General features: G+C 65.4%; 21 protein-coding genes. 7 read left to right on the top strand and 14 right to left on the bottom strand.

The features are described 5' to 3' along the window. Positions 1-147: 147 nt before the first annotated feature. Entirely contained in the window at positions 148-786 is a 639-nt protein-coding gene (locus tag LV28_RS30885) for a peroxiredoxin (protein ID WP_023594928.1), read from the bottom strand. A gap of 205 nt (positions 787-991) precedes the next feature. Between LV28_RS30885 and LV28_RS30880 the strand changes: the two genes are divergently transcribed. The 3 genes from LV28_RS30880 to LV28_RS30870 all read left to right on the top strand — a co-directional run bounded on the left by LV28_RS30880 (position 992) and on the right by LV28_RS30870 (position 2,339). Continuing rightward, the gene (locus tag LV28_RS30880; RefSeq protein WP_023594927.1) at positions 992-1,300 is read left to right on the top strand and encodes an ElaB/YgaM/YqjD family protein; all 309 of its coding nucleotides are present in this window, start codon (positions 992-994) and stop codon (positions 1,298-1,300) included. A gap of 96 nt (positions 1,301-1,396) precedes the next feature. Continuing rightward, positions 1,397-1,780 (top strand): phage holin family protein, encoded by a 384-nt coding sequence (locus LV28_RS30875; RefSeq protein WP_023594926.1) that lies wholly within the window; start codon positions 1,397-1,399, stop codon positions 1,778-1,780. Positions 1,781-1,793: 13 nt separating this feature from the next. Further along, on the top strand, positions 1,794-2,339 hold the full coding sequence (locus LV28_RS30870) for a DUF3318 domain-containing protein (protein WP_023594925.1): 546 nt from the start codon (positions 1,794-1,796) through the stop codon (positions 2,337-2,339). A gap of 25 nt (positions 2,340-2,364) precedes the next feature. Here the strand turns inward: LV28_RS30870 and LV28_RS30865 are convergent, their stop codons facing one another. The 8 genes from LV28_RS30865 to LV28_RS30830 form a co-directional block, all read right to left on the bottom strand. Beyond that, complete coding sequence (locus LV28_RS30865) at positions 2,365-2,868, bottom strand: GspH/FimT family pseudopilin (protein ID WP_023594924.1); 504 nt, start codon at positions 2,866-2,868, stop codon at positions 2,365-2,367. Next, on the bottom strand, positions 2,858-3,478 hold the full coding sequence (locus LV28_RS30860; RefSeq protein WP_058371630.1) for a pilus assembly PilX family protein: 621 nt from the start codon (positions 3,476-3,478) through the stop codon (positions 2,858-2,860). The genes LV28_RS30865 and LV28_RS30860 overlap by 11 nt, the downstream gene beginning before the upstream one ends. Further along, positions 3,457-4,362 carry a PilW family protein gene (locus LV28_RS30855; RefSeq protein ID WP_023594922.1) on the bottom strand — a complete coding sequence of 302 codons (906 nt, stop codon included), beginning with the start codon at positions 4,360-4,362 and terminating at the stop codon, positions 3,457-3,459. The genes LV28_RS30860 and LV28_RS30855 overlap by 22 nt, the downstream gene beginning before the upstream one ends. A 38-nt stretch (positions 4,363-4,400) precedes the next feature. Continuing rightward, a complete protein-coding gene (locus tag LV28_RS48665; protein ID WP_147291578.1) occupies positions 4,401-4,790 on the bottom strand; it encodes a hypothetical protein in 390 nt (129 codons plus the stop codon). Positions 4,791-5,154: 364 nt separating this feature from the next. Further along, the gene (locus LV28_RS30845; RefSeq protein ID WP_023594920.1) at positions 5,155-5,412 is read right to left on the bottom strand and encodes an acyl-CoA-binding protein; all 258 of its coding nucleotides are present in this window, start codon (positions 5,410-5,412) and stop codon (positions 5,155-5,157) included. A gap of 285 nt (positions 5,413-5,697) precedes the next feature. Next, entirely contained in the window at positions 5,698-7,194 is a 1,497-nt protein-coding gene (gene adeC / locus LV28_RS30840) for an AdeC/AdeK/OprM family multidrug efflux complex outer membrane factor (RefSeq protein WP_038618332.1), read from the bottom strand. Between the two features lie 3 nt (positions 7,195-7,197). Further along, positions 7,198-10,377, bottom strand: a complete 3,180-nt coding sequence (locus LV28_RS30835; RefSeq protein WP_023594918.1) for an efflux RND transporter permease subunit — start codon at positions 10,375-10,377, stop codon at positions 7,198-7,200. Positions 10,378-10,392: 15 nt separating this feature from the next. After that, positions 10,393-11,628 carry an efflux RND transporter periplasmic adaptor subunit gene (locus LV28_RS30830; protein WP_023871946.1) on the bottom strand — a complete coding sequence of 412 codons (1,236 nt, stop codon included), beginning with the start codon at positions 11,626-11,628 and terminating at the stop codon, positions 10,393-10,395. Between the two features lie 478 nt (positions 11,629-12,106). Here LV28_RS30830 and LV28_RS30825 point away from each other — a divergent pair, with 478 nt between their 5' ends. From LV28_RS30825 to modC, 4 genes are all read left to right on the top strand, one after another. Continuing rightward, positions 12,107-12,772 carry a TetR family transcriptional regulator gene (locus LV28_RS30825; RefSeq protein WP_023594916.1) on the top strand — a complete coding sequence of 222 codons (666 nt, stop codon included), beginning with the start codon at positions 12,107-12,109 and terminating at the stop codon, positions 12,770-12,772. A 332-nt stretch (positions 12,773-13,104) separates the two neighbouring features. Continuing rightward, entirely contained in the window at positions 13,105-13,908 is an 804-nt protein-coding gene (gene modA, locus LV28_RS30820; RefSeq protein ID WP_023594915.1) for a molybdate ABC transporter substrate-binding protein, read from the top strand. A 66-nt stretch (positions 13,909-13,974) separates the two neighbouring features. Then, complete coding sequence (gene modB / locus LV28_RS30815) at positions 13,975-14,673, top strand: molybdate ABC transporter permease subunit (protein WP_023594914.1); 699 nt, start codon at positions 13,975-13,977, stop codon at positions 14,671-14,673. Then, positions 14,663-15,814, top strand: coding sequence for a molybdenum ABC transporter ATP-binding protein (modC, locus tag LV28_RS30810; RefSeq protein ID WP_023594913.1), 1,152 nt, complete (start codon positions 14,663-14,665; stop codon positions 15,812-15,814). Before modB ends, modC begins: the two co-directional genes overlap by 11 nt. A 159-nt stretch (positions 15,815-15,973) precedes the next feature. Here modC and LV28_RS30805 read toward each other — a convergent pair whose 3' ends face one another. From LV28_RS30805 to LV28_RS30785, 5 genes are all read right to left on the bottom strand, one after another. Further along, on the bottom strand, positions 15,974-16,264 hold the full coding sequence (locus tag LV28_RS30805) for a hypothetical protein (protein ID WP_038618335.1): 291 nt from the start codon (positions 16,262-16,264) through the stop codon (positions 15,974-15,976). 59 nt (positions 16,265-16,323) lie between these two features. Continuing rightward, a complete protein-coding gene (locus LV28_RS30800; RefSeq protein WP_023871951.1) occupies positions 16,324-17,142 on the bottom strand; it encodes a molybdopterin-dependent oxidoreductase in 819 nt (272 codons plus the stop codon). Positions 17,143-17,148: 6 nt separating this feature from the next. After that, complete coding sequence (locus LV28_RS30795) at positions 17,149-17,796, bottom strand: cytochrome b/b6 domain-containing protein (protein WP_369798659.1); 648 nt, start codon at positions 17,794-17,796, stop codon at positions 17,149-17,151. A 109-nt stretch (positions 17,797-17,905) separates the two neighbouring features. Then, positions 17,906-18,436, bottom strand: a complete 531-nt coding sequence (locus LV28_RS49475; protein ID WP_080685149.1) for a winged helix-turn-helix domain-containing protein — start codon at positions 18,434-18,436, stop codon at positions 17,906-17,908. Continuing rightward, a complete protein-coding gene (locus LV28_RS30785; protein ID WP_023594908.1) occupies positions 18,426-19,043 on the bottom strand; it encodes an SRPBCC family protein in 618 nt (205 codons plus the stop codon). The genes LV28_RS49475 and LV28_RS30785 overlap by 11 nt, the downstream gene beginning before the upstream one ends. Positions 19,044-19,212: the final 169 nt, after the last annotated feature.

Raw genomic sequence — 19,212 nt, 5'->3', positions numbered from 1 at the left:
TCGGGTACGCGTCGTTTCTCAGGCCGCGCGTTGCGGGCCGTCAATCCCCCGGGCGACGGCGCGTACCCGACAATCGGAGTGTTCGACAAACAAAAAATGCCAGCTCGGACGACGAGCTGGCATTTCTCATTGGCAACGCCGAACGAATTACTTGTTCGGCTGCGGCGTGAGGCGCAGGTACGGGCGCACCGCCTTGTAACCCTTCGGGAATTTCTCCTTGAGCACCGCCTCGTCCTTGAGCGAGGGCACGATCACCACGTCTTCGCCATCCTTCCAGTTACCCGGCGTGGCGACCGAGTAATTGTCGGTCAGTTGCAGCGAGTCGATCACGCGCAGGATCTCGTCGAAATTGCGGCCCGTGCTGGCGGGATAGGTAATGATCAGGCGCACCTTCTTCTTCGGATCGATCACGAACAGCGAGCGCACCGTGACGGTTTCGCTGGCGTTCGGATGGATCATGTCGTACAGCTGCGAGACCTTGCGATCGCCGTCCGCCAGAATCGGGAAGTTGACCGTGGTGTTCTGCGTCTCGTTGATATCCTTGATCCAGCCCTTGTGCGATTCGGCGTCGTCGACCGACAACGCGATGGCCTTCACGTTGCGCTTTTCGAACTCGCCCTTGAGTTTGGCGGTCAGACCCAGTTCGGTCGTGCAGACCGGCGTGTAGTCCGCAGGGTGAGAAAACAGCACGCCCCAGCTGTCGCCGAGATATTCGTGGAATTTGATTTTGCCAACCGACGAGTCCTGCTCGAAATCGGGGGCAATGTCGCCCAAACGCAATGTCATTTACGCTCTCCTTGAGAACCTTCAACTCAGTGGGTAAAGACTAAAGGATGCTAAGCTTAGCCAGAACGAATAAAAAATTTGGTGTAAATAAGTTTTCGAAATATAGCGGGAACGTGCCTGTTGTTTTCTGGCAACGACACGGCGAAAGGGTTACGATACCAGTCATACCCCCCTCGCATTTTCCTCCCCACCACGGGCAACGACAATGTCGCAAGCACATACCAACAAGGAGAAGTTCATGACCGATATCAAAACCGTATTGGCCGACGCCGAAGACCTGCTCAAACAAGCCGCCAACACGACCGGTGAGCGCGCCTCCGAGCTGAGCGACAAGGCCCTGGCGCTGCTCAAGCAAGCCAAGGAGAAAGCGTCCGACGTGCAGGTCGTCGTGGTCGAGAAGAGCAAGCAGGCCGCTCGCGCGACTGACGACTACGTGCACGATCATCCCTGGCAAGCCGTGGGCATCGCAGCCGGCATCGGCGTGGTGATCGGTCTGCTGCTCAACCGCCGGTAAGCCACGCCGACGCACGTTTCCTTCCTCGCCTACTTTGCCCAAGGCGGAGCCCCCCTGACCGGTGCGACGGGTCAGGCGGGCCGCCCAGCCCACTCCATGACCGACAATGATCGTACGACCCCGCCGCGGCCTTCGCTGCGGCGCCTCGCCGGTGCGTTGCTCGAGATCGTACAGTCGCGCATCGAACTCATCGGCATCGAACTGACCGAAGAGAAAGAACGCCTGATGGGCGTGGCCTTCCTGGGTCTGGCCGCGATGCTGTTCGGTGTTCTCGCTCTCGTCTCGCTGACCGCGCTCGTGATCGTCATTTTCTGGGACACCTACCGTCTTCAGGCCATGACCGGCATCTTCATCGTGTACCTGCTGCTTGCCGCGTGGTGCGCCGCGCGCGCGCGCAACATTCTGCGCGATGCCCCGATGCCGTTCGAGGCGACACTGGCCGAGTTCGAAAAGGACCGCGACGCGCTGCGTCCGGACTGAAGGAGATCTGCCCGTGCCGCTGGAACCGAACCGCTCTCAACGTCCGCGTCGCCCGCACCAGTCGCGACGCTCTCGCCATGAATTGCTTGCCATCCGCAAGGAGCTCGTGCTCACGCGCATTGCCGTCGAGCGCGCCGAACTGATACAGGCCGCGCACGTCACGCGCGAACGCCTGCGTAATTTCCGATGGGTCCGTTACCTGCTGCCTGGCGGTTTCGGCAAGTTCTCCGGACTGGGTGGACTCGCCACGTCGGGACTCAAGCTCGGCGGATTGCTCGAGCGCTATCCGCTCGTCAGTTCCGTGGCTTCGCTGGCCCTCACCGGCCTCTCGCACACTCCCGTCGGGCGCGTGGTTCGCCGCAGCCTCAAGTGGGGCAGCCTGGGCGTGCTCGCCTGGCAGGGCGTCAAGCTGTGGCAGGAGTCGACGAAACCGTCTACGCCACGAGGCACGTCGGGGACCGCATCGACCACGACGAGCACTCGCGCCTCTCACACCGAAAGCGCCAAGGCCAAGGCCGACACCAAGGCCGAAGATACGGGGACTCCCCCGCTGATGTGACCGTTTCGCGGCCCCGGTGATCGCGTCAAGCGTCGCAGCGCCGGGGAACCCGGGCGCGGCCGTAGGCATTGATCACAATGCAGATGCGCCGCCCATGTCCCGTTACCCGCGCGGTGCCCAGGATCCAGGCGCGTTTTTGCTTTCGCATGAACCCGTTCTCCGCAAAGGCGACGCCTGGTGTGAAACTCAGCGCCCAATCGGCCTCGACACTCACACCATCGGGCAGCGGTGCATAGCGCGCCAGCAATAGCTCCCCGGCATCGAATCGATCGTTGAGATTCTCGTCGACGAACGTCAGCCAGCCACTGCTCAGACGGCTCCCGTCGACCGGCGCCAGCGTGACGCGTCGATGCCGCGCCAATGCCTCTGCCCGGGCCGATTGCATGGCGGCCAGCAGGGCGCGCGCGGTGATGTCCACCGAGACCCGGCGGCGGACGGCCTCGATCGAGGGTGCCGCCGCGCACAGCGCGATCGCCAGCACCGCCATGGCCACCAGGCATTCGAGCAAGGTGAATCCGTCACGACGCATCGCAACGCTCGCGTGCCGCGCGAGTCTCCCGGTCGTGCCACGCCGTCACCTCCCGCCAGCTCAGCCGCCTCGGGATGAAGCGGGACTCGGCAATGCCGGATCGGCGCGCCTCGTCCCGTTGCCGAATCTCGTAGATGGCCTGCAGATAGACCCGGGTGCCCGGGAGCTTCCCGCAGCCCATGGCGCTCACGCGATATCGTCGAATCGCGGCAACACGCGATGTCGGGTCGAGCGCAGGATAGTCCGAGAACGCAATGCGTTCGATGAAGTAGCGCGCATCCTTGACCGCGACGACCGTGTCGCCGCGGGTCCAGTCGACCGTTCGCCATCTCGGCGTGTCGTTGCGAAACCAGATGTCACCCCGGTGATTCGCTTCGATCACACCGTGAGGACCGCCGTCGAATGCGGACACCGCGGCGATATCTGCCGCCTCCGGGCCGAGCGTGAGTCGATGACGTGCGAGCACGAGCGCGTTGTTTGCCGCGGTGAATGCGTGGGCACGGTCGTACATGTAGGCGACGAAACGATCGGCAAGCTGGCGGTGCTGCATGCCCGACGCCGCCAGCGTCGTCAACGCGGCGAGCCACATCACCATGAAGACGCCAACCATTTTGCCTCCTCGCCAATGCCACCATCGTTGCGGCGATATGCCAGGAGCGTGAATACGTGGAGATGAACGTCGCCCGCATTCATCAGCCGCTTGTATTCGCGCCCTCCGGTTGCCTTGTCGAACACCTCCACCACGCGAGATGTCGTCGGTTTGGCGCCGCGCCGCGGCGCGCCGCGCATGACCAGCGAGATCGCCACCGCAGCCACGTTGTCCCAGCCCCCTTCGCCCGCCGGCGGCCTCGGGGGTGTGCCCCTCAGGCGCTTGAGCGGCGCCGACCATCGCAAGGGCCCGTTCCCTCCGACGCGAAATCCGAGCCTGAGGTACATGGCCTCCACGCCGGTGACCAGCACCTGGGCCTGGCGCAGGTAACTCGGACCGACGTAATCCCCATAGCGGCAGAAGAGCGACGGGACGCCGTCCTCGCCTTTCGCCACGTAGAAGATGCTCAGGTGACGATCATCGGGGGAGCCCAGTGCCTTGACGCTCAGTCCGGAGCAGTTTTGCACGGCGCCGTTGCCACCGATCGGGTACCCCGCCCCATGAAACTGGACCTCCATCAGGTCGCTGCCTTGCCAACCGCGCCGCGCACACGTCTCGACCGACGCCGCACATTCCGCGCTCGCGCGTAATGGCGGCCACCTGCGCACCGCTTTGTCGGGTGCGGTAATGCGCCCCTCCATCGGGTCCCAATTGCGATAACCCGCCATGGCGACCGCACGCGAGAGTTGCGTCAGCGCGAACATGGCGCGTTCGTTGACGTCGTACCGCTCGGCCTGCGCCCGCCACAGGCGCAGCCCGGCCAGATAGATTGCGATCGCGGCCATCACGATCAGCAACCCGAGCGGCATGGCCAGCACCCACTCCAGCAGGGTGAATCCCATCATGCGATGCGCTCGCGTTCGCGCATGGACACGGTATCTCGTCATCGCGCACGACCCTCGCGCGAGGTTTCGCCCGCCTCATGCGAGGGAAATGCCATTGCCACCATGCCGGAAGACGCGGCCACCGCCGCAGGCGTCGCACCGCTCGCGGCCTGCCATTGCGCAAGACCTTGCGCCCCCGCCATCAGGGCCGCCAGCGTGAACACGGCGTCGAGCATCGCCGCGCCGCGCATCGAGCCCCGACAACGTCTGCCACGCCGGACAGGCCCGACGGCGCCCTCGCGCGTATTCGGCATCATGCCGCGCCGCTGCACGCGTACGCTCCACAGGCGTCGCGTGTCTCGCTGCCAGCGCCCGTCACGACTGTCATGGCTGTCATGGCTGTCATGCGGGCCATGCCGTGCCCGCTCTCCCGGCGCGTCTGCGCGCATCGTCACAGGTCCGGTCTGTCGATCGACAGGCAGTCTGCGGCCCGGCAGCGCATGCCGCGTTTGCGTGCAATCCCTGCCGCGCGCGGCGCGGCGTATGGCGTGAAGTCGATCGCGGTGCATGGTTCGGTACCTCGTCTCGTTGATGACGGGCTCATCGTCGCGCACCGCGCACAACACGCCAATCGGACAGCACCGCAAAACCTCCACCGCTTTGGATCACCGCCTTCCCGGTACGCCATATCGCTTCGCGGACGGACTCCCAAAAAAAGACGGCGACCGAAGTCGCCGTCTTTCCATTTGTCGTGCCGAGGGGGGCCTGCGCATCGCGTCATTGCCGAATCGGGCCGGCGCGACACGCGGGAACTCATCCCTTCAACCCTTCGATGAGCTCGACATACGCTTGCTGGACCTCCTCTTTCGACTTGCCCTTGAGCATTTCCCAGGCGTCGTACTTGGCGCGGCCGACGAAATCGGTCATGCCGGGACGTGCGCCCGTCACATCCCCTTCGGTGCCTTGCTTGTAGAGGGCGTAGATGCGCAGCAGCGTCAGATTGTCGGGGCGCTCAGGCAGTTGCTTCGATTCGGCCACCGCCGCTTCGAATCGTGCTTGAAGATCGCTCATGGTGTCTCTCCCTGGAAATGCGGTCAGCTTATTTTTGCCCCATGCGGCCCGGCGATCGCGGGGTCATACGCGGGCGTCGACGCTCGGGGTGTTGCGAATACAACGCAAATAAGGATAGCGACGAAGCCGCAGCCAAGGTAGGGGCGAGCGTAGAAGGCCGCGTCTAAACCTCTCGGGAACTGAGTCGATTTCTCGCCTCGCGCGACACCCGAATGCAAAACGCCCGGCGATTGCCGGGCGTTTCGATCTTCAGATAATGCGAGATGACAAGCGATCAGTCACCGCTCACGATGAGGCCGCCGGGGCCGCCGGGGCCGACGCCGCGTCCGCATTCGCCGGAACGGTGCGCTCTTCCCATCCGCCGCCGAGCGCCTTGTACAGCGTGACGAGATTGGTCCAGCGTGCCAGTCGCGTGGCGATCAGTGTCTGCTGCGCCGAGTACAGCGAGCGTTGCGAGACCAGCGCGTTCAGATAGCTGTCGACGCCGTTGCGATAGCGCAGATCCGAGAGCTTGTAGCTCTCGTCGCTGGCCCTCACGAGCGACTCCTGCGCCGCGATCTGGTCGTCGAGCGTGCCACGTGCGGCCAGCCCGTCGGAGACTTCGCGGAACGCCGTCTGAATCGCCTTCTCGTAGTTGGCGATCTCGATACGCTTTTGCACCTTGGCCAGTTCGAGGTTGGCGATGTTTTGCCCGCCCGCGAAGATCGGCAGCGTGATGGTCGGTGCGAATGACCAGGCACCCTGCCCGCCCTTGAACAGATTGCTCAGCGATGCGCTCGCCGTACCCGCGCTCGCCGTAAGCGAGATCGACGGGAAGAACGCGGCACGCGCGGCGCCAATGTTGGCGTTGGCACCCTTGAGCGTGTGCTCGGCGGCGGTGACGTCGGGCCGGCGCAGCAGCAGATCCGACGGCAGGCCGGCCGGCAGATCCGCAAGCAACCCCTGCCCGTCGAGCGGACGCCCCGGTGGCAAATCCGCCGGCAGCGGCTGACCGATGAGCAGCGCGAGGGCGTTCTCGTCCTGTGCCACCTGACGCGTGTACTGTGCGTAATTCGCGCGCGCCGTATCCACCGGCGTTTGCGCCTGACGCAGATCCAGCCCGGAAGCCGTACCCACGTTGAAACTGCGCTTGGTCAGGTCATAGGACGATTGCTGGCTCTTGAGCGTGTCTTCAGTCAGCTTGAGCAGTTCCTGATCGGCCAGCCACGTGAGATACGCCGTAGCCACTTCGGAGACCAGCGTGATGTGCGCGGCCCGCGCCGTATCCTCGCTCGCCAGGTACGTCTCCAGCGCCTGATCCTTCAGACTCTGAATCCGACCGAACAAATCGAGTTCGTAGGACGTGAAGCCCACGCCGACCTGATAGCTGCGGCTGATGCCCGCGCGTCCGGACGACGTCAGATCAGCCGGCGACCGCTGTACCGACGCCTGCCCTGCCGCCCCCACCGAGGGCAACAGCGCGGAGCGCTGAATCTGGTATTGCGCACGCGCGGCCTCGATGTTGAGCATCGACACACGCAGGTCGCGATTGTTTTGCAACGCGATCTCGATCAGCTTCTGCAGGCGCGGGTCGGTGAAGAAATCGCGCCAGCCCAGATCGGCGGCCGCCACGGCATTGCTGCCGGCGGTGCCGTTCTGATTCGCCGCTCCCGGTGTCTTGTAGGCCGGGCCCGTGGGGAACGCCGTGGCAACTGGCGCCTCGGGCCGCTCATAGTGCGGCGCGAGGGTACAGCCTGCCAGGAACGCTGCCGCCAAGGCCATCGGCAATGCTTTGTGCTTCATAGGTCAGTTTCCTTCCTTGGCGGGACCGTCGGTTGCGTCCGGGTTTTCATGACGCGCTTCCGGATGCTCCACCGTATCCAGATCCTCATGCGCGAAGCGTTTGCGCACCAGCACGAAGAAGATCGGCACGTAGTAGATCGCGAGGAACGTCGCGGCCAGCATACCGCCGATCACGCCGGTACCGATCGCATGCTGCGACGCCGAGCCCGCACCGTTGGAGATCGCCAGCGGCAGCACCCCCAGGATGAACGCCATCGACGTCATCAGAATCGGGCGCAGACGCAGTCGCACCGCCTCCATCGTCGCTTCCATGAGCGTGCGGCCCTGCTCCTGCAGATCCTTGGCGAATTCCACGATCAGAATCGCGTTCTTCGCCGACAGACCCACGGTCGTGAGCAGACCCACCTGGAAGTACACGTCGTTCGACAGCCCGCGCAGCGTGGCGGCAAGCAGCGCCCCCAACACTCCAAGCGGCACCACCAGAATCACCGAGAACGGAATCGACCAGCTTTCGTACAGCGCAGCCAGGCACAGGAACACGATCAGAATCGAAATCGCATACAGCGCCGGCGCCTGCGAGCCCGAAATGCGCTCTTCGAACGACAGCCCCGTCCACTCCAGACCGATACCCGCCGGGAGCTGCTTGGCAATTTCCTCGACCGCCTTCATGGCGTCGCCCGACGACTTGCCCGGCGCCGGCATGCCCTGGATTTCCACGGCCGGCACACCGTTGTAGCGCTCCAGTCGAGGCGAGCCGTAGATCCACTTGCCGGTCGCGAAGGCCGAGAACGGCACCATTGTCCCGCTGGCGTTGCGCACGTACAGCTTGTTGATGTCCTGCGGCAACATGCGGTCCTTCGGTTCGGCCATGACGTACACCTTCTTCACACGACCGTGGTCGATGAAGTCGTTCACGTACGAGGAGCCCCACGACGCCGAGAGCGTGGTGTACACGTCGGCGATCGACAGCCCCAGTGCCGAGGCTTTCTCCTCGTCGACGTCGACCTTGTACTGCGGCGTGTCGTCCAGACCGTTCGGACGCATGTTCGCGAGGTTCGGGTTCTTCGCCGCCATGCCCAGGAACTGGTTGCGGGCGGCCATGAGCGCGTCGTGACCGAGGCCCGCGCGATCCTGCAACTCGAAGTCGATACCGCCCGCGTTACCCAGTTCGGGCACCGACGGCGGGTTGATCGCGAAGATCATGGCGTCCTTCACGCTGGCGAATGCCTGGTACGAACGTGCGATCACGGCCTGCACCTTCAGGTTCGACGACTGACGCTCATCCCACGGGCGCATCATCGTGAAGGCGATACCCACGTTCTGACCACGGCCATTGAAGCCAAAGCCGGTGACCGTGAAGATCGAACGCACGGCGTCCTTTTCCTTCTCGAGGTAGTGCTTCTCGACCTGCTTCATCACGTCGAGCGTACGCTCCTGCGTCGCACCCGGCGGCAATTGCACGAGGTTGAAGAAGTAACCCTGGTCCTCGTCGGGCAGGAACGCCGTCGGCATGCGCACGAACAGGAAGCCCACCACGGCGACGATCACCACGTAGACGATCACGAACGGCGTGGAGCGCTTCAGGATGCGCTCCACCTGTCCCTGATACGCCTTCGAGCTGCTGTCGAACTTGCGGTTGAACCAGCCGAAGAAGCCACGCTTCTCGTGCACCTCGCCCTTCTTGATCGGCTTGAGGATCGTCGCGCACATGGCCGGCGTGAGCACGATGGCCACGAGCACCGACAGCGCCATGGCCGCCACGATGGTCAGCGAGAACTGACGATAGATGGCGCCGGTCGAGCCACCGAAGAATGCCATCGGCACGAACACCGCCGAGAGCACGAGCGCCACGCCCACCAGCGCGCCGACGATCTGGCCCATGGCCTTCTTCGTCGCTTCCTTCGGACTGAGGCCCTCCTCGGCCATCACCCGCTCCACGTTCTCCACCACCACGATCGCATCGTCCACCAGCAAACCGATGGCCAGCACGAGACCGAACATCGACAGCGTATTGATGGAGAAGCCCGCGGCGCCCATGATGCCGAACGTGCCGAGCAGCACCACCGGCACCGCAATCGTCGGAATGATCGTCGCCCGCAGGTTCTGCAGGAACAGATACATCACCAGGAACACCAGCACGATACCTTCGATGAGGGTCTTGATCACTTCCTCGATCGAGATCTTCACGAACGGCGTGGTGTCGTACGGGTAGTCGACCTTCATGCCGGCCGGGAAGTACGGTTCGAGCTCCGTCACGGCCTGCTTGACGGCGGTGGCCGTCTGCAGCGCGTTCGCACCGGTGGCCAGCGTGATGGCCAGACCGGCCGCGGGTTTGCCGTTGTAACGTGCGACGACCTGATACGACTCGCCGCCGAGTTCCACGCGCGCAACGTCGCCCAGACGCACCTGCGAGCCGTCCTTGTTGACCTTGAGCAGAATCTTGCGGAACTGCTCGGGCGTCTGCAGACGGCTCTGCGCCATCACGGTGGCGTTGAGCTGCTGGCCCTTCACCGCCGGCGCGCCACCGAGCTCGCCCGCCGAGACCTGCACGTTCTGCGACTGAATGGCGTTCGAGACGTCGATGACGGTGAGGTTGTACCCGTTGAGCTTCTGCGGATCGACCCACACGCGCATCGCATACTGCGAGCCGAAGAGCTGAACCTGACCCACGCCGTTCACACGGCTGATCGGATCCTGCACGTTCGCGGCAATGTAGTTCGCGAGGTCGATGTCGGACATCTTGCCGTCATCGGAGTAAGCACCGATCACCAGCAGGAAGTTCTTGGTCGCCTTGGCCACCCGGATCCCCTGCTGCTGCACCTGCTGCGGCAGCAGCGGCGTGGCGAGTTGCAGCTTGTTCTGCACCTGCACCTGCGCGATGTCGGGGTTCGTGCCCTGGGCGAACGTCAGCGTGATCTGGGCGGTCCCCGAGCCGTCGGACGTCGACGACATGTATTCGAGGTGATCGATACCGTTCATCTGCTGCTCGATCACCTGCGTGACCGTATCCTGCACGGTCTGCGCGGAGGCGCCCGGATAGGTCGCGGTGATCTGCACGGACGGCGGTGCGATCGGCGGGTATTGCGAGACCGGCAGCTTCAGGATCGAAAGCGCGCCGGCCAGCATGATCACAATGGCGATCACCCAAGCAAAGATCGGGCGATCGATAAAAAACTTTGCCATGAATGAGGCTCCGCGTTATTGGGCTTTGGCGCTCGAGGCGGCGTCGGCCTGCGATGCGGGGGCAGCGGCGGCCGCGGCCGGCGCGCTGGCGCCCGCAGGGGCTTGTGCACCCGGCAACTGTGCCGGAACGGCCTTCGCGGGGGCGCCCGGACGAACCTTCTGCAGGCCAGCCACGATCACCTGATCGCCGGCCGCCAGACCCGAGCTCACGAGCCATTTATCGCCGATGGCCCGATCGGTCACCAGCTGGCGCAACTCGACCTTGCCTTCCTTGTTCACGATGAGCGCCGTCGGCTGGCCCTTCTGGTCACGCGTGACACCTTGCTGCGGCACCAGCAGACCGCCTTCCTTGACCCCTTCCCTGAGCGTGGCGTGCACGAACATGCCGGGCAGCAACTCGCGGTTCGGGTTCGGGAAAATGGCGCGCACGGTCACCGAGCCGGTCGTCTGGTCGACGGTGATGTCCGAGAACTGCAGCTTGCCCTCGAGCGGGTACTTCGTGCCGTCTTCCAGCGTGAGCGACACGGCAGCCGCATTCTTGCCGGCGCTCTGCAGCTTGCCGTCGGCCAGCGCGCGGCGCAGACGCAGCCCGTCGGCCGCCGATTGCGTCACGTCGACGTACATCGGATCGATCTGCTGAACGGTCGTCATGAGCGTGGCGGCGCCGGCCTGCACGTAGGCACCCTCGGTCACCTGCGACAGGCCGGTACGGCCCGAGATCGGGGCGGGCACATCGGTGTAGCCCAGGTTGATCCTGGCGGTGTCCACGGCGGCCTTGCCGGCCTGCACGTCGGCGTCGGCCTGAAGGGCTGCCGCCACGGCGTTGTCGTAATCCTGCTTCGACACGGCCTCGGCGGCCACCAGTTGCTTGTAGCGATCGGCCAGCAGCTTCGTCGACGCCTGATTCGCGACCGCCTTCGCGAGCGTGGCCTTGGCGTTCTCATAGGCGGCCTGGTAAGTGGCCGGATCGATCTTGTACAGACGCTGCCCCGCCTTGACGTCACCGCCTTCGGTGAAATCGCGCTTGAGCACGATGCCGTCGACGCGCGCGCGAACGTCCGCGACGCGATAGGGCGAGGTACGTCCGGGCAGATCGGTCGTCAGTGTTACGTTCTGGGGTTGCAGCGTCACGACGCCGACTTCCGGCACCATGGCCTGCGGCTGCTGCGGCTTCTTGCCGCATGCGGCCAGGGTCATGACCGCGATTGCTACGGCAGTGACCATCCCCAGTGAACTTCTCTTGACGTGCATATACGCCCCCGATAAATGGAATGCGGTCAAACAAAATGACAGAACGTTGCGACGATTGCGACGGCGAAGGCCGGTCCGCAATCCCGTCGCACGAAGGCGGGTCGGTGAGTGCCGGAAGGCCGCGCAAGCGGGCCCTGGGAGACTGGCCCGCAGTCGGGCCGCAAGGACGTCCCCGGCGCGGCGGTGACCGCGCGCGCTGGCACTCATGTGAGATCGTCGAACAGGCTCCGGGATAACAGGTGATCCGAATGTCGCGCCCGGTGGCGCTCCACCGGCCAATTCGCTCCCTCGGATCAGTGAGGTGTTTCCCTTAGAGGAAGGAGCTTAAATGTACCCTGTGCAATAGAGCAAGCGGCTGCTATTATAGATACATTCATGAATGTATGTAAATCACATTGCGTCGCACCAAAGTGCGGCGCTGTTTACATCGCATTTCGCAAGACATCCTGCAATTTTCCGCTGCTCCGGTGACACGACGATGGCCCGCAGAACCAAAGAGGAAGCGATCGAGACGCGCAATCTGTTGCTCGACACCGCGGAGACGGTGTTCGCACAGAAGGGTGTGTCGCGCACGTCGCTGGCCGATATCGCCGAAGCCGCCGGCCTGACCCGTGGCGCCATTTACTGGCACTTCAAGAACAAGATCGACCTGTTCAATGCCATGACGGACCGCATCCGTCTGCCGATGGAGCGCATGATCGACGAGGAATGCGCCGAGCCGGAAGACGGCGACCCCATGGTGCGCATGCACGAAATCTGCAAACTGGTGCTCAAGGAAACGGCTCGCAACGAGCGCCGCCGCCGGGTGCTGGACATTCTGTTCCACAAGTGCGAGTACACGAACGAGATGCTTTCCGTGCTCGAGCGCCAGCGCGAGGCCTGCGCCGACGGCAAGCAACGCATCATGCGCGACATGGAACGCGCCATTGCGCGCGGCCAGTTGCCCGCGCAGCTCGATACCCGGCGCGCTGCCATCATGCTGCATGCGCTGGTCGTCGGCATGATGTCGGACTGGCTGTTCCTGCCGGACTACGATCTCGGCGTGGAATGCGATGCAGTGGTCGACGGCTTTTTCGACATGCTGCGAACCAGTCCCGCCATGCGGCGGCCCGGCACCCCCGCCGTGCAGAACGCAACGGTCTGAACCGGCCGCCGAATTCAGTACATATATTAATTAGCAGGCGCCCCGCTCCGGGGCGCCTTTTTGTTGCCGAATCGACAAGTGCGTGAACGTGCGCGACGTCCCGAAATTCTCGAATCGAGACGCGGTATTGCCGCGTCGGACGACATTCGGGCGCCGTGATATGGCATATCGCTGTACAGCGCGATAGCGTTATATATAATACTACACAACGCCTCGTCCGCTCAGATGGGACCGGCGCTCCGGCCCTGCCGCCGGACACATCCAGGCGCCGGCATCGGGCGACATCGTCCTCGCGTAGCCGGCTGAGCCATCCCACGTCGGAGACCTCTTTCGTGAAAGCTGTCGTTATCGCAAGCCTCAAGTTCCACGCGCCGGCCGCCATGCTGCGTCGCGCGCTCACCGTGGCCACCGTCGGCGCGGGCCTGTTGTTTGCCGGCCACGCCGCCGCGCAGCAGGTGTTCGCCGCCGCCAGCATGAAAAACGCCCTCGACGATTTGTCCGCCGCCTACACCAGGGAAACCGGCAAGAAGCCGGTGCTCGTGTACGGCGCGAGTTCGACGCTCGCACGCCAGATCGAGAAAGGTGCACCGGCCGACGTCTTCATCTCGGCCGACCAGGACTGGATGGACTACGCGCAGAAACACGATCTGATCGACACGGGCACGCGTCGCAACCTGCTCGGCAACGAACTGGTGCTCATCGCCCCGGCCACGACCACGGGCGACGTCGATCTGAAGACCGGCGCCGAGCTCGACGCGAAGCTCGGCGGCGGCAGGCTCGCCATGGGCGACCCCGCCCACGTGCCGGCCGGCCTCTACGGCAAGGCGGCACTCGAGAAGCTCGGCGTCTGGTCGAAGGTACAGGGCAGGGTTGCCGCCGCGGACAACGTGCGCAACGCCCTGTTGCTGGTCGCGCGCGGCGAAGCGCCCTACGGCATCGTGTACAAGACGGACGCCAACGCCGAAAAGCGCGTGCGCATCGCGGGCACGTTCCCGGCCGACAGCCACGCGCCGATCATCTATCCCGTCGCCGTGACGAAGCAGGCCAATCGCGCCGAAGCCGACCCGTTCTTCAAGTTCCTGCAATCGCCCGCCGCGCTGGCCACATTCCAGCGCTACGGCTTCAGCCGGCCCTGACAACCCTGATAAGATCCGCCAACTTACCCTGGTCCCACCCCGACCGACACCCGACCGCCCTCCGACATGAGTCTGACCCCGGAAGAATGGGGCATCGTGGCGCTCAGTCTGCGCGTAGGTTTGTGGGGCACGCTTTGCAGCCTGCCCTTCGCCTACGCCGCCGCCTGGCTGCTCGCCCGCCGGCAGTTTCCCGGCAAGGCGCTGCTCGATGCCGTTCTGCATCTGCCCCTCGTGCTGCCGCCCGTGGTGGTCGGCTTCGCACTGCTCGTGCTGTTCGGTGCGCAAGGCGCCATCGGCAAGGTGCTGTTCGAATGGTTCCACTTCACCTTCGCGTTTCGCTGGACGGGCGCCGCGCTGGCCGCCGGCGTGATGGGATTTCCCTTGCTCGTGCGCGCCATCCGGCAAGCGCTGGAGTCCGCCGACATCCGTCTCGAGCAGGCGGCGCAGACGCTGGGCGCCGGCCCTTGCCTCACGTTCCTGTGCGTCACGCTGCCACTCACCGCCACTGGCGTGCTGCACGGCTTCGTGCTTGCCTTCGCGCGCGCCCTGGGCGAATTCGGCGCCACGATCACGTTCGTGTCGAACATCCCCGGGCAGACACAGACCCTGCCGCTCGCGATCTACACCGCCACCCAGGTGCCCGACGGCGACGCCATGGTCTGGCGTCTCTGCGCGATTTCCGTGGTGCTGGCCGTGGCCACGCTCATTCTGTCCGAGGTGCTCATCCGCTTCGGTCATCGCAAGGCGCTCGGTCATGACGGTTGACGTTCGCGTTCGACATCGGTTCGGCGACTTCGCCCTCGACGCCGAATTCGCGGCGGGCATGGGGGTCACGGCGCTGTTCGGTCCCTCCGGCAGCGGCAAGAGCACCGTGGTGAACGCCGTGTCCGGGCTGCTCCGTCCGGACAGTGGCCGGATCGTGGTGGGCGACGACGTGCTCTTCGACAGTGCCTCGGGCATTGCGCTGCCCGCGTGGCGCCGACGCATCGGCTATGTGTTCCAGGATGCACGCCTGCTCCCGCATCTGAGCGTGCGGCAGAACCTGCTCTTCGGCCGCTGGCTGCGACGCCGCGACGTGAGCGCCGCGGGCACGGGAGCCATTGCCCTGGCGCATGTCGTCGACGTACTGAACCTTGGACATTTGCTCTCACGCCGCCCCGGCGCGCTGTCCGGCGGCGAGAAGCAGCGGGTGGGCATCGGCCGCGCGCTGCTCTCCTGCCCGCGGCTGCTGCTCATGGACGAGCCGCTGGCATCGCTCGATCACGCGCGGCGTCTTGAAGTCCTCGACTATCTCAATCGCATCCGTCACGAACTGAAGCTGCCGGTGCTGTACGTCACGCATTCGCTCGACGAGGTCATGCGCCTGGCCGACCAGGTCGTGTTGTTCAAGGACGGCCGCACGATCTCCCAGGGGGCCCCGGCCGACGTGCTCAACGTGCACCGCGACGCACTCGACGGCGTCGCCGACGCCCCCGGCACGGTGCTCGAGACGCGCATCGTCGCACACGACGCCCGATACGGCCTGACGGAACTTGCGGTCTGCGCGACACCCGGCGCGGACAATGCGCCCCCCCGCGAGGCGATACGGCTGCGCGTGCCGCGGGCGGGCGGCGACGTGGGCGACACTTGCCGCATCCTCGTGCGGGAACGCGATGTCGCGGTTGCGACGGCCGCACCGGTCGACACCAGCGTGCTCAACGTGCTGCGCGCGCGCGTCTGCGCCTTGCGCGACCTGGGCGATGCCGTGGAAGTCAGCGCCACCCTGCTCGGCGACGCGGCAATGCCGGACAACGATGCGGGCGTGACATTGCGCGCGCGCATCACGCGCTTCTCGGCCGATCAACTGCGGCTCACCACCGGTCGCGACGTCTACCTGCTCGTCAAATCGGTCGCGCTCACACGCTGAAGAGGGCATGCCTTCGGCGCGGGGCGAATCCCGGAAGCGCGGCGGCGGGGCGTCGATCGCCCGCAGCCCCGAAATTCCCGCTTCGCGACGTCGGAATGCGCAAGGCGTCGCAACGAATCCCGTTGCGACGCCTTGCGGGGGACACCGGCCAAGCGTGCCTTACTGGCTCTTGCCCATCGCGTCGCCCTTGCCCATGGCATCGGGTTTGCTCATTGCGCCGCCTTTGCCCATGGCATCCGACTTGCCCATGGCATCGCCCTTGGACATCTTCCCGCTCTTGTCCATGTCCTTACGCATGGCGCCGCCCTTGCCCATGGCATCGGGTTTGCTCATTGCGCCGCCCTTGCCCATGGCATCGCCCTTTTGCATGGCGTCCTGAGCAAACGCCGCGCCCGTACCGAGCGCCATGGCCAGGGTCATCGTCGCTGCCGCCAGATATGGCATCTTCATCGTCGTACTCCTCCAGAGATTGAATGTATGAACCACAGTCGCGCAGTCGGGCGTGCGCCTCAACTGCCGCCGAACCAGTTGTAGCCCTGGTCCTCCCAATATCCGCCCGGATACCTGTTCGTCACGAAGATCGCGCGGATATGCTTGGGATTCTTGTAGCCGAGCTTGGTGGGAATGCGCAGCTTCATCGGAAAGCCGTATTCCCTCGGCAGCGTGCGGCCGTCGTAGGTCAGCGCGAGCAACGTCTGCGGATGCAGCGCCGTGGGCATGTCGATGCTCGTGTAGTAATCGTCGGCGCATTTGAAGCCAACGTAGCGTGCCGTCGTGTCGGCCCCGATGCGCCGCAGGAAGTCGCCGAACGTCACCCCGCCCCACCGGCCGATCGCGCTCCATCCTTCCACGCATACGTGGCGCGTGATCTGCTCCGCCGTGCGGACTCGCGCGAACTCGCGTATCGCGTCGAGCCGCCATGGCGCGCGCTCGGCAATGAGGCCCGACAACTCCAGCCGATAGTCCGCCTCGTCGATGACGGGCGCCTCATCCATGCCATAGAAGGCGTTGAACGGGAACGGGCGGGTGATCTGCGACTCGGAGAACGTCGGCGCCAGCACGTCCTGGCGAAACAATGCGGCCTGCACGCGGTCGTTCCACCGCGAGATGCCGTCGAGCGCGGACGCCACGCCGGCGTTGTCGTCGAGCGAGCACCCCGAGAGCAGCGCCAGGCCGCCCAGCGAGAGCGTGCGCGTGAGAAACGCGCGCCGCGAGGGCTCCGCGACATGACGCGCCACCCGCGCCCGCGCTTCCCGCACGATGGCCTCGCCGTCACGTACGACCGGGCTGTCCGACGGCAGGCGCTGAAGGGATTTCCTGAAGGTCATGGCGGCTCACCGTCCCGTCAACATGGTTCGCAGCGTACGAGGCACGAGGGCCACCATCGCCACATGGACCGCGATGAAGGCCGTCAGGCCCGCCATCGCGACGAAATGCACCAGCCTCGCCCCCTGGAAGCCGCCAAGCGCGGCGCATAACCATCCCAGCTGCACCGGCTTCCAGACGGCCAGCCCCGACGCCACGAGCAGCATCAGATCGAGCACGGCGAACAGATAGGCGGCGCGCTGCACCTGGTTGTAGTGACGAGGATCGTCGTGCGAAAGCCGGCCACGCAACGCGGCCAGCGCGTCGCGCGCAACGCCGCGCAAGGTCAGCGGAAAGAAGCGGCGGGCGAAACGGGCGCTCGCGAGATTGATCAGCAGATAGACCACGCCGTTCACGGCGAGCAGCCACATCGCGGCGAAGTGCCAGCGCAGCGCGCCGCCAAGCCAGCCGCCCAGCGTGATCTCATTGGGAAAGCGAAAGCCGAAGATCGGCGACGCGTTGTAGATGCGCCAGCCGCTCGTGAGCATCACGAGCACGGCCAGCACGTTCAGCCAGTGGGTGAGGCGCAGCCAACCGGGCTGCACCGGGCCCGGTCGTGCGGGGGCGCGCATTGACGGCACCCCGCCGGGCGGTACGGACTTCGTCGGTTGGGACATGGTGACCTCCATCGCGGGGTTTCGCGTCGATGGGGCCAGTGTCGCTTCGGGCCGGTGTCGAAGTCCTCACGAAGTCATAACGTTTTCGTGATACTCCGCACCCGCCCGGTCACCGGACACGGGGGGGCTCGTCGTCCGGGATGCCGGTCCTGTCGCCTTTCAGATACGCATCGAAGGTCGGCACGTGCGCGTCGAGCAACAAGCGGATTTCATTGATGAGGGTGTCGTAGTGCGCCGCGAGGTTCTGTGCGAACGGCGTGAGCGCCGCGCCGCCGCCCGACACGCCGCCAATATGGCGCGTCACCAGCGGTTCGCGGAACTCGTGATTCATCGCCTCGACCAGCAGCCATGCACGCCGGTACGACATGCCCATGCGACGTGCCGCCGCCGAGATCGACCCTGTGGCCTCGATGGCGCGCAGCAGCGTGAGGCGCCCCGGCCCGAACACGGGAGTTTCGCCGTCGCGAACCCGGACACGCAGGTCGTAGCCCGCCACACCCGGCTGCGCGGGCGGCTTGCCGGCCGCTTCGAGGGCTTCGGCGCTCGCGAGCAGTTCGCGCGCACGCGCATCGCGCGAGCGCGCCTCGGGCGACACCGGCGTTGTCTTGTCCGCCTTCCGCCGACGACGCTCAGCTGGCATGATTGCCCCACATCACGATGAAGATCAGCACCAGCAGCGCCAGGACCCATGGCCACCAGCGCGCGAATCTGCCGCGCGTCGACGGCGCATCGCGTGTCGCCGAGGCGTTTGCCAGCGCCGCCGCCACGTCGCTGTCGGCGGCCACCCGGTCATTGAGCGCGTGGTGAGGGGCGATCGCTGCGATCAGGCGGGTGAAGAATTCGTCGGCCAGCTTGCGGGCCGCCGTCTCGATCTGCGGGGCATCGAGCGTTGTGTGTTCGCCGCCGATCCGCGCCTTCAGGTCATACTTCAGCAATGTGTTCATCGGTCCTTGCGATTGCAGCGTCACCACGGCCTTGCCCTGCGTGTGTCCGGCCGACGAGCCGAGCCCGTCGAAAGTCAGCGTGTACGTACTTGGCGCGATGACGTCGGACACGGCGACACGCCCGGTCCACCGGCCGCTCACGGGCCCCAGCGTGGCGCCCACGACCACGGTCCAGGTCGTGTCGTCGATGCGCTCGATCGATTCGCAGCCCGGAATGCAGCCGCGCAGCACGCCCGGGTCGTTCAGCGCGATCCACACGACATCCCGTGCCGCCGGCAGTTGCCGGCTGTCCTTCAGCTCCATAGCCTGCCTCCCCAAAGCCATGCGGTGGCACGTCGGTACTTCGGCCCTGCCTGCCCACCCGGTGTCTGCGTACCGTCTCGGCCGGCGAACTATTGTGACACGAGTTACCCCGCCTCGGAGGGCGGGTGCGGCAGTTCGCCCGACGGCCAGCGTCAGGCCGACACCGGCC

Source organism: Pandoraea pnomenusa (assembly GCF_000767615.3).
Taxonomy (GTDB): Bacteria; Pseudomonadota; Gammaproteobacteria; order Burkholderiales; family Burkholderiaceae; genus Pandoraea; species Pandoraea pnomenusa.
The sequence above is the reverse complement of the archived record's forward strand: the minus strand, read 5'-3'. Positions and strand labels throughout refer to the sequence as shown.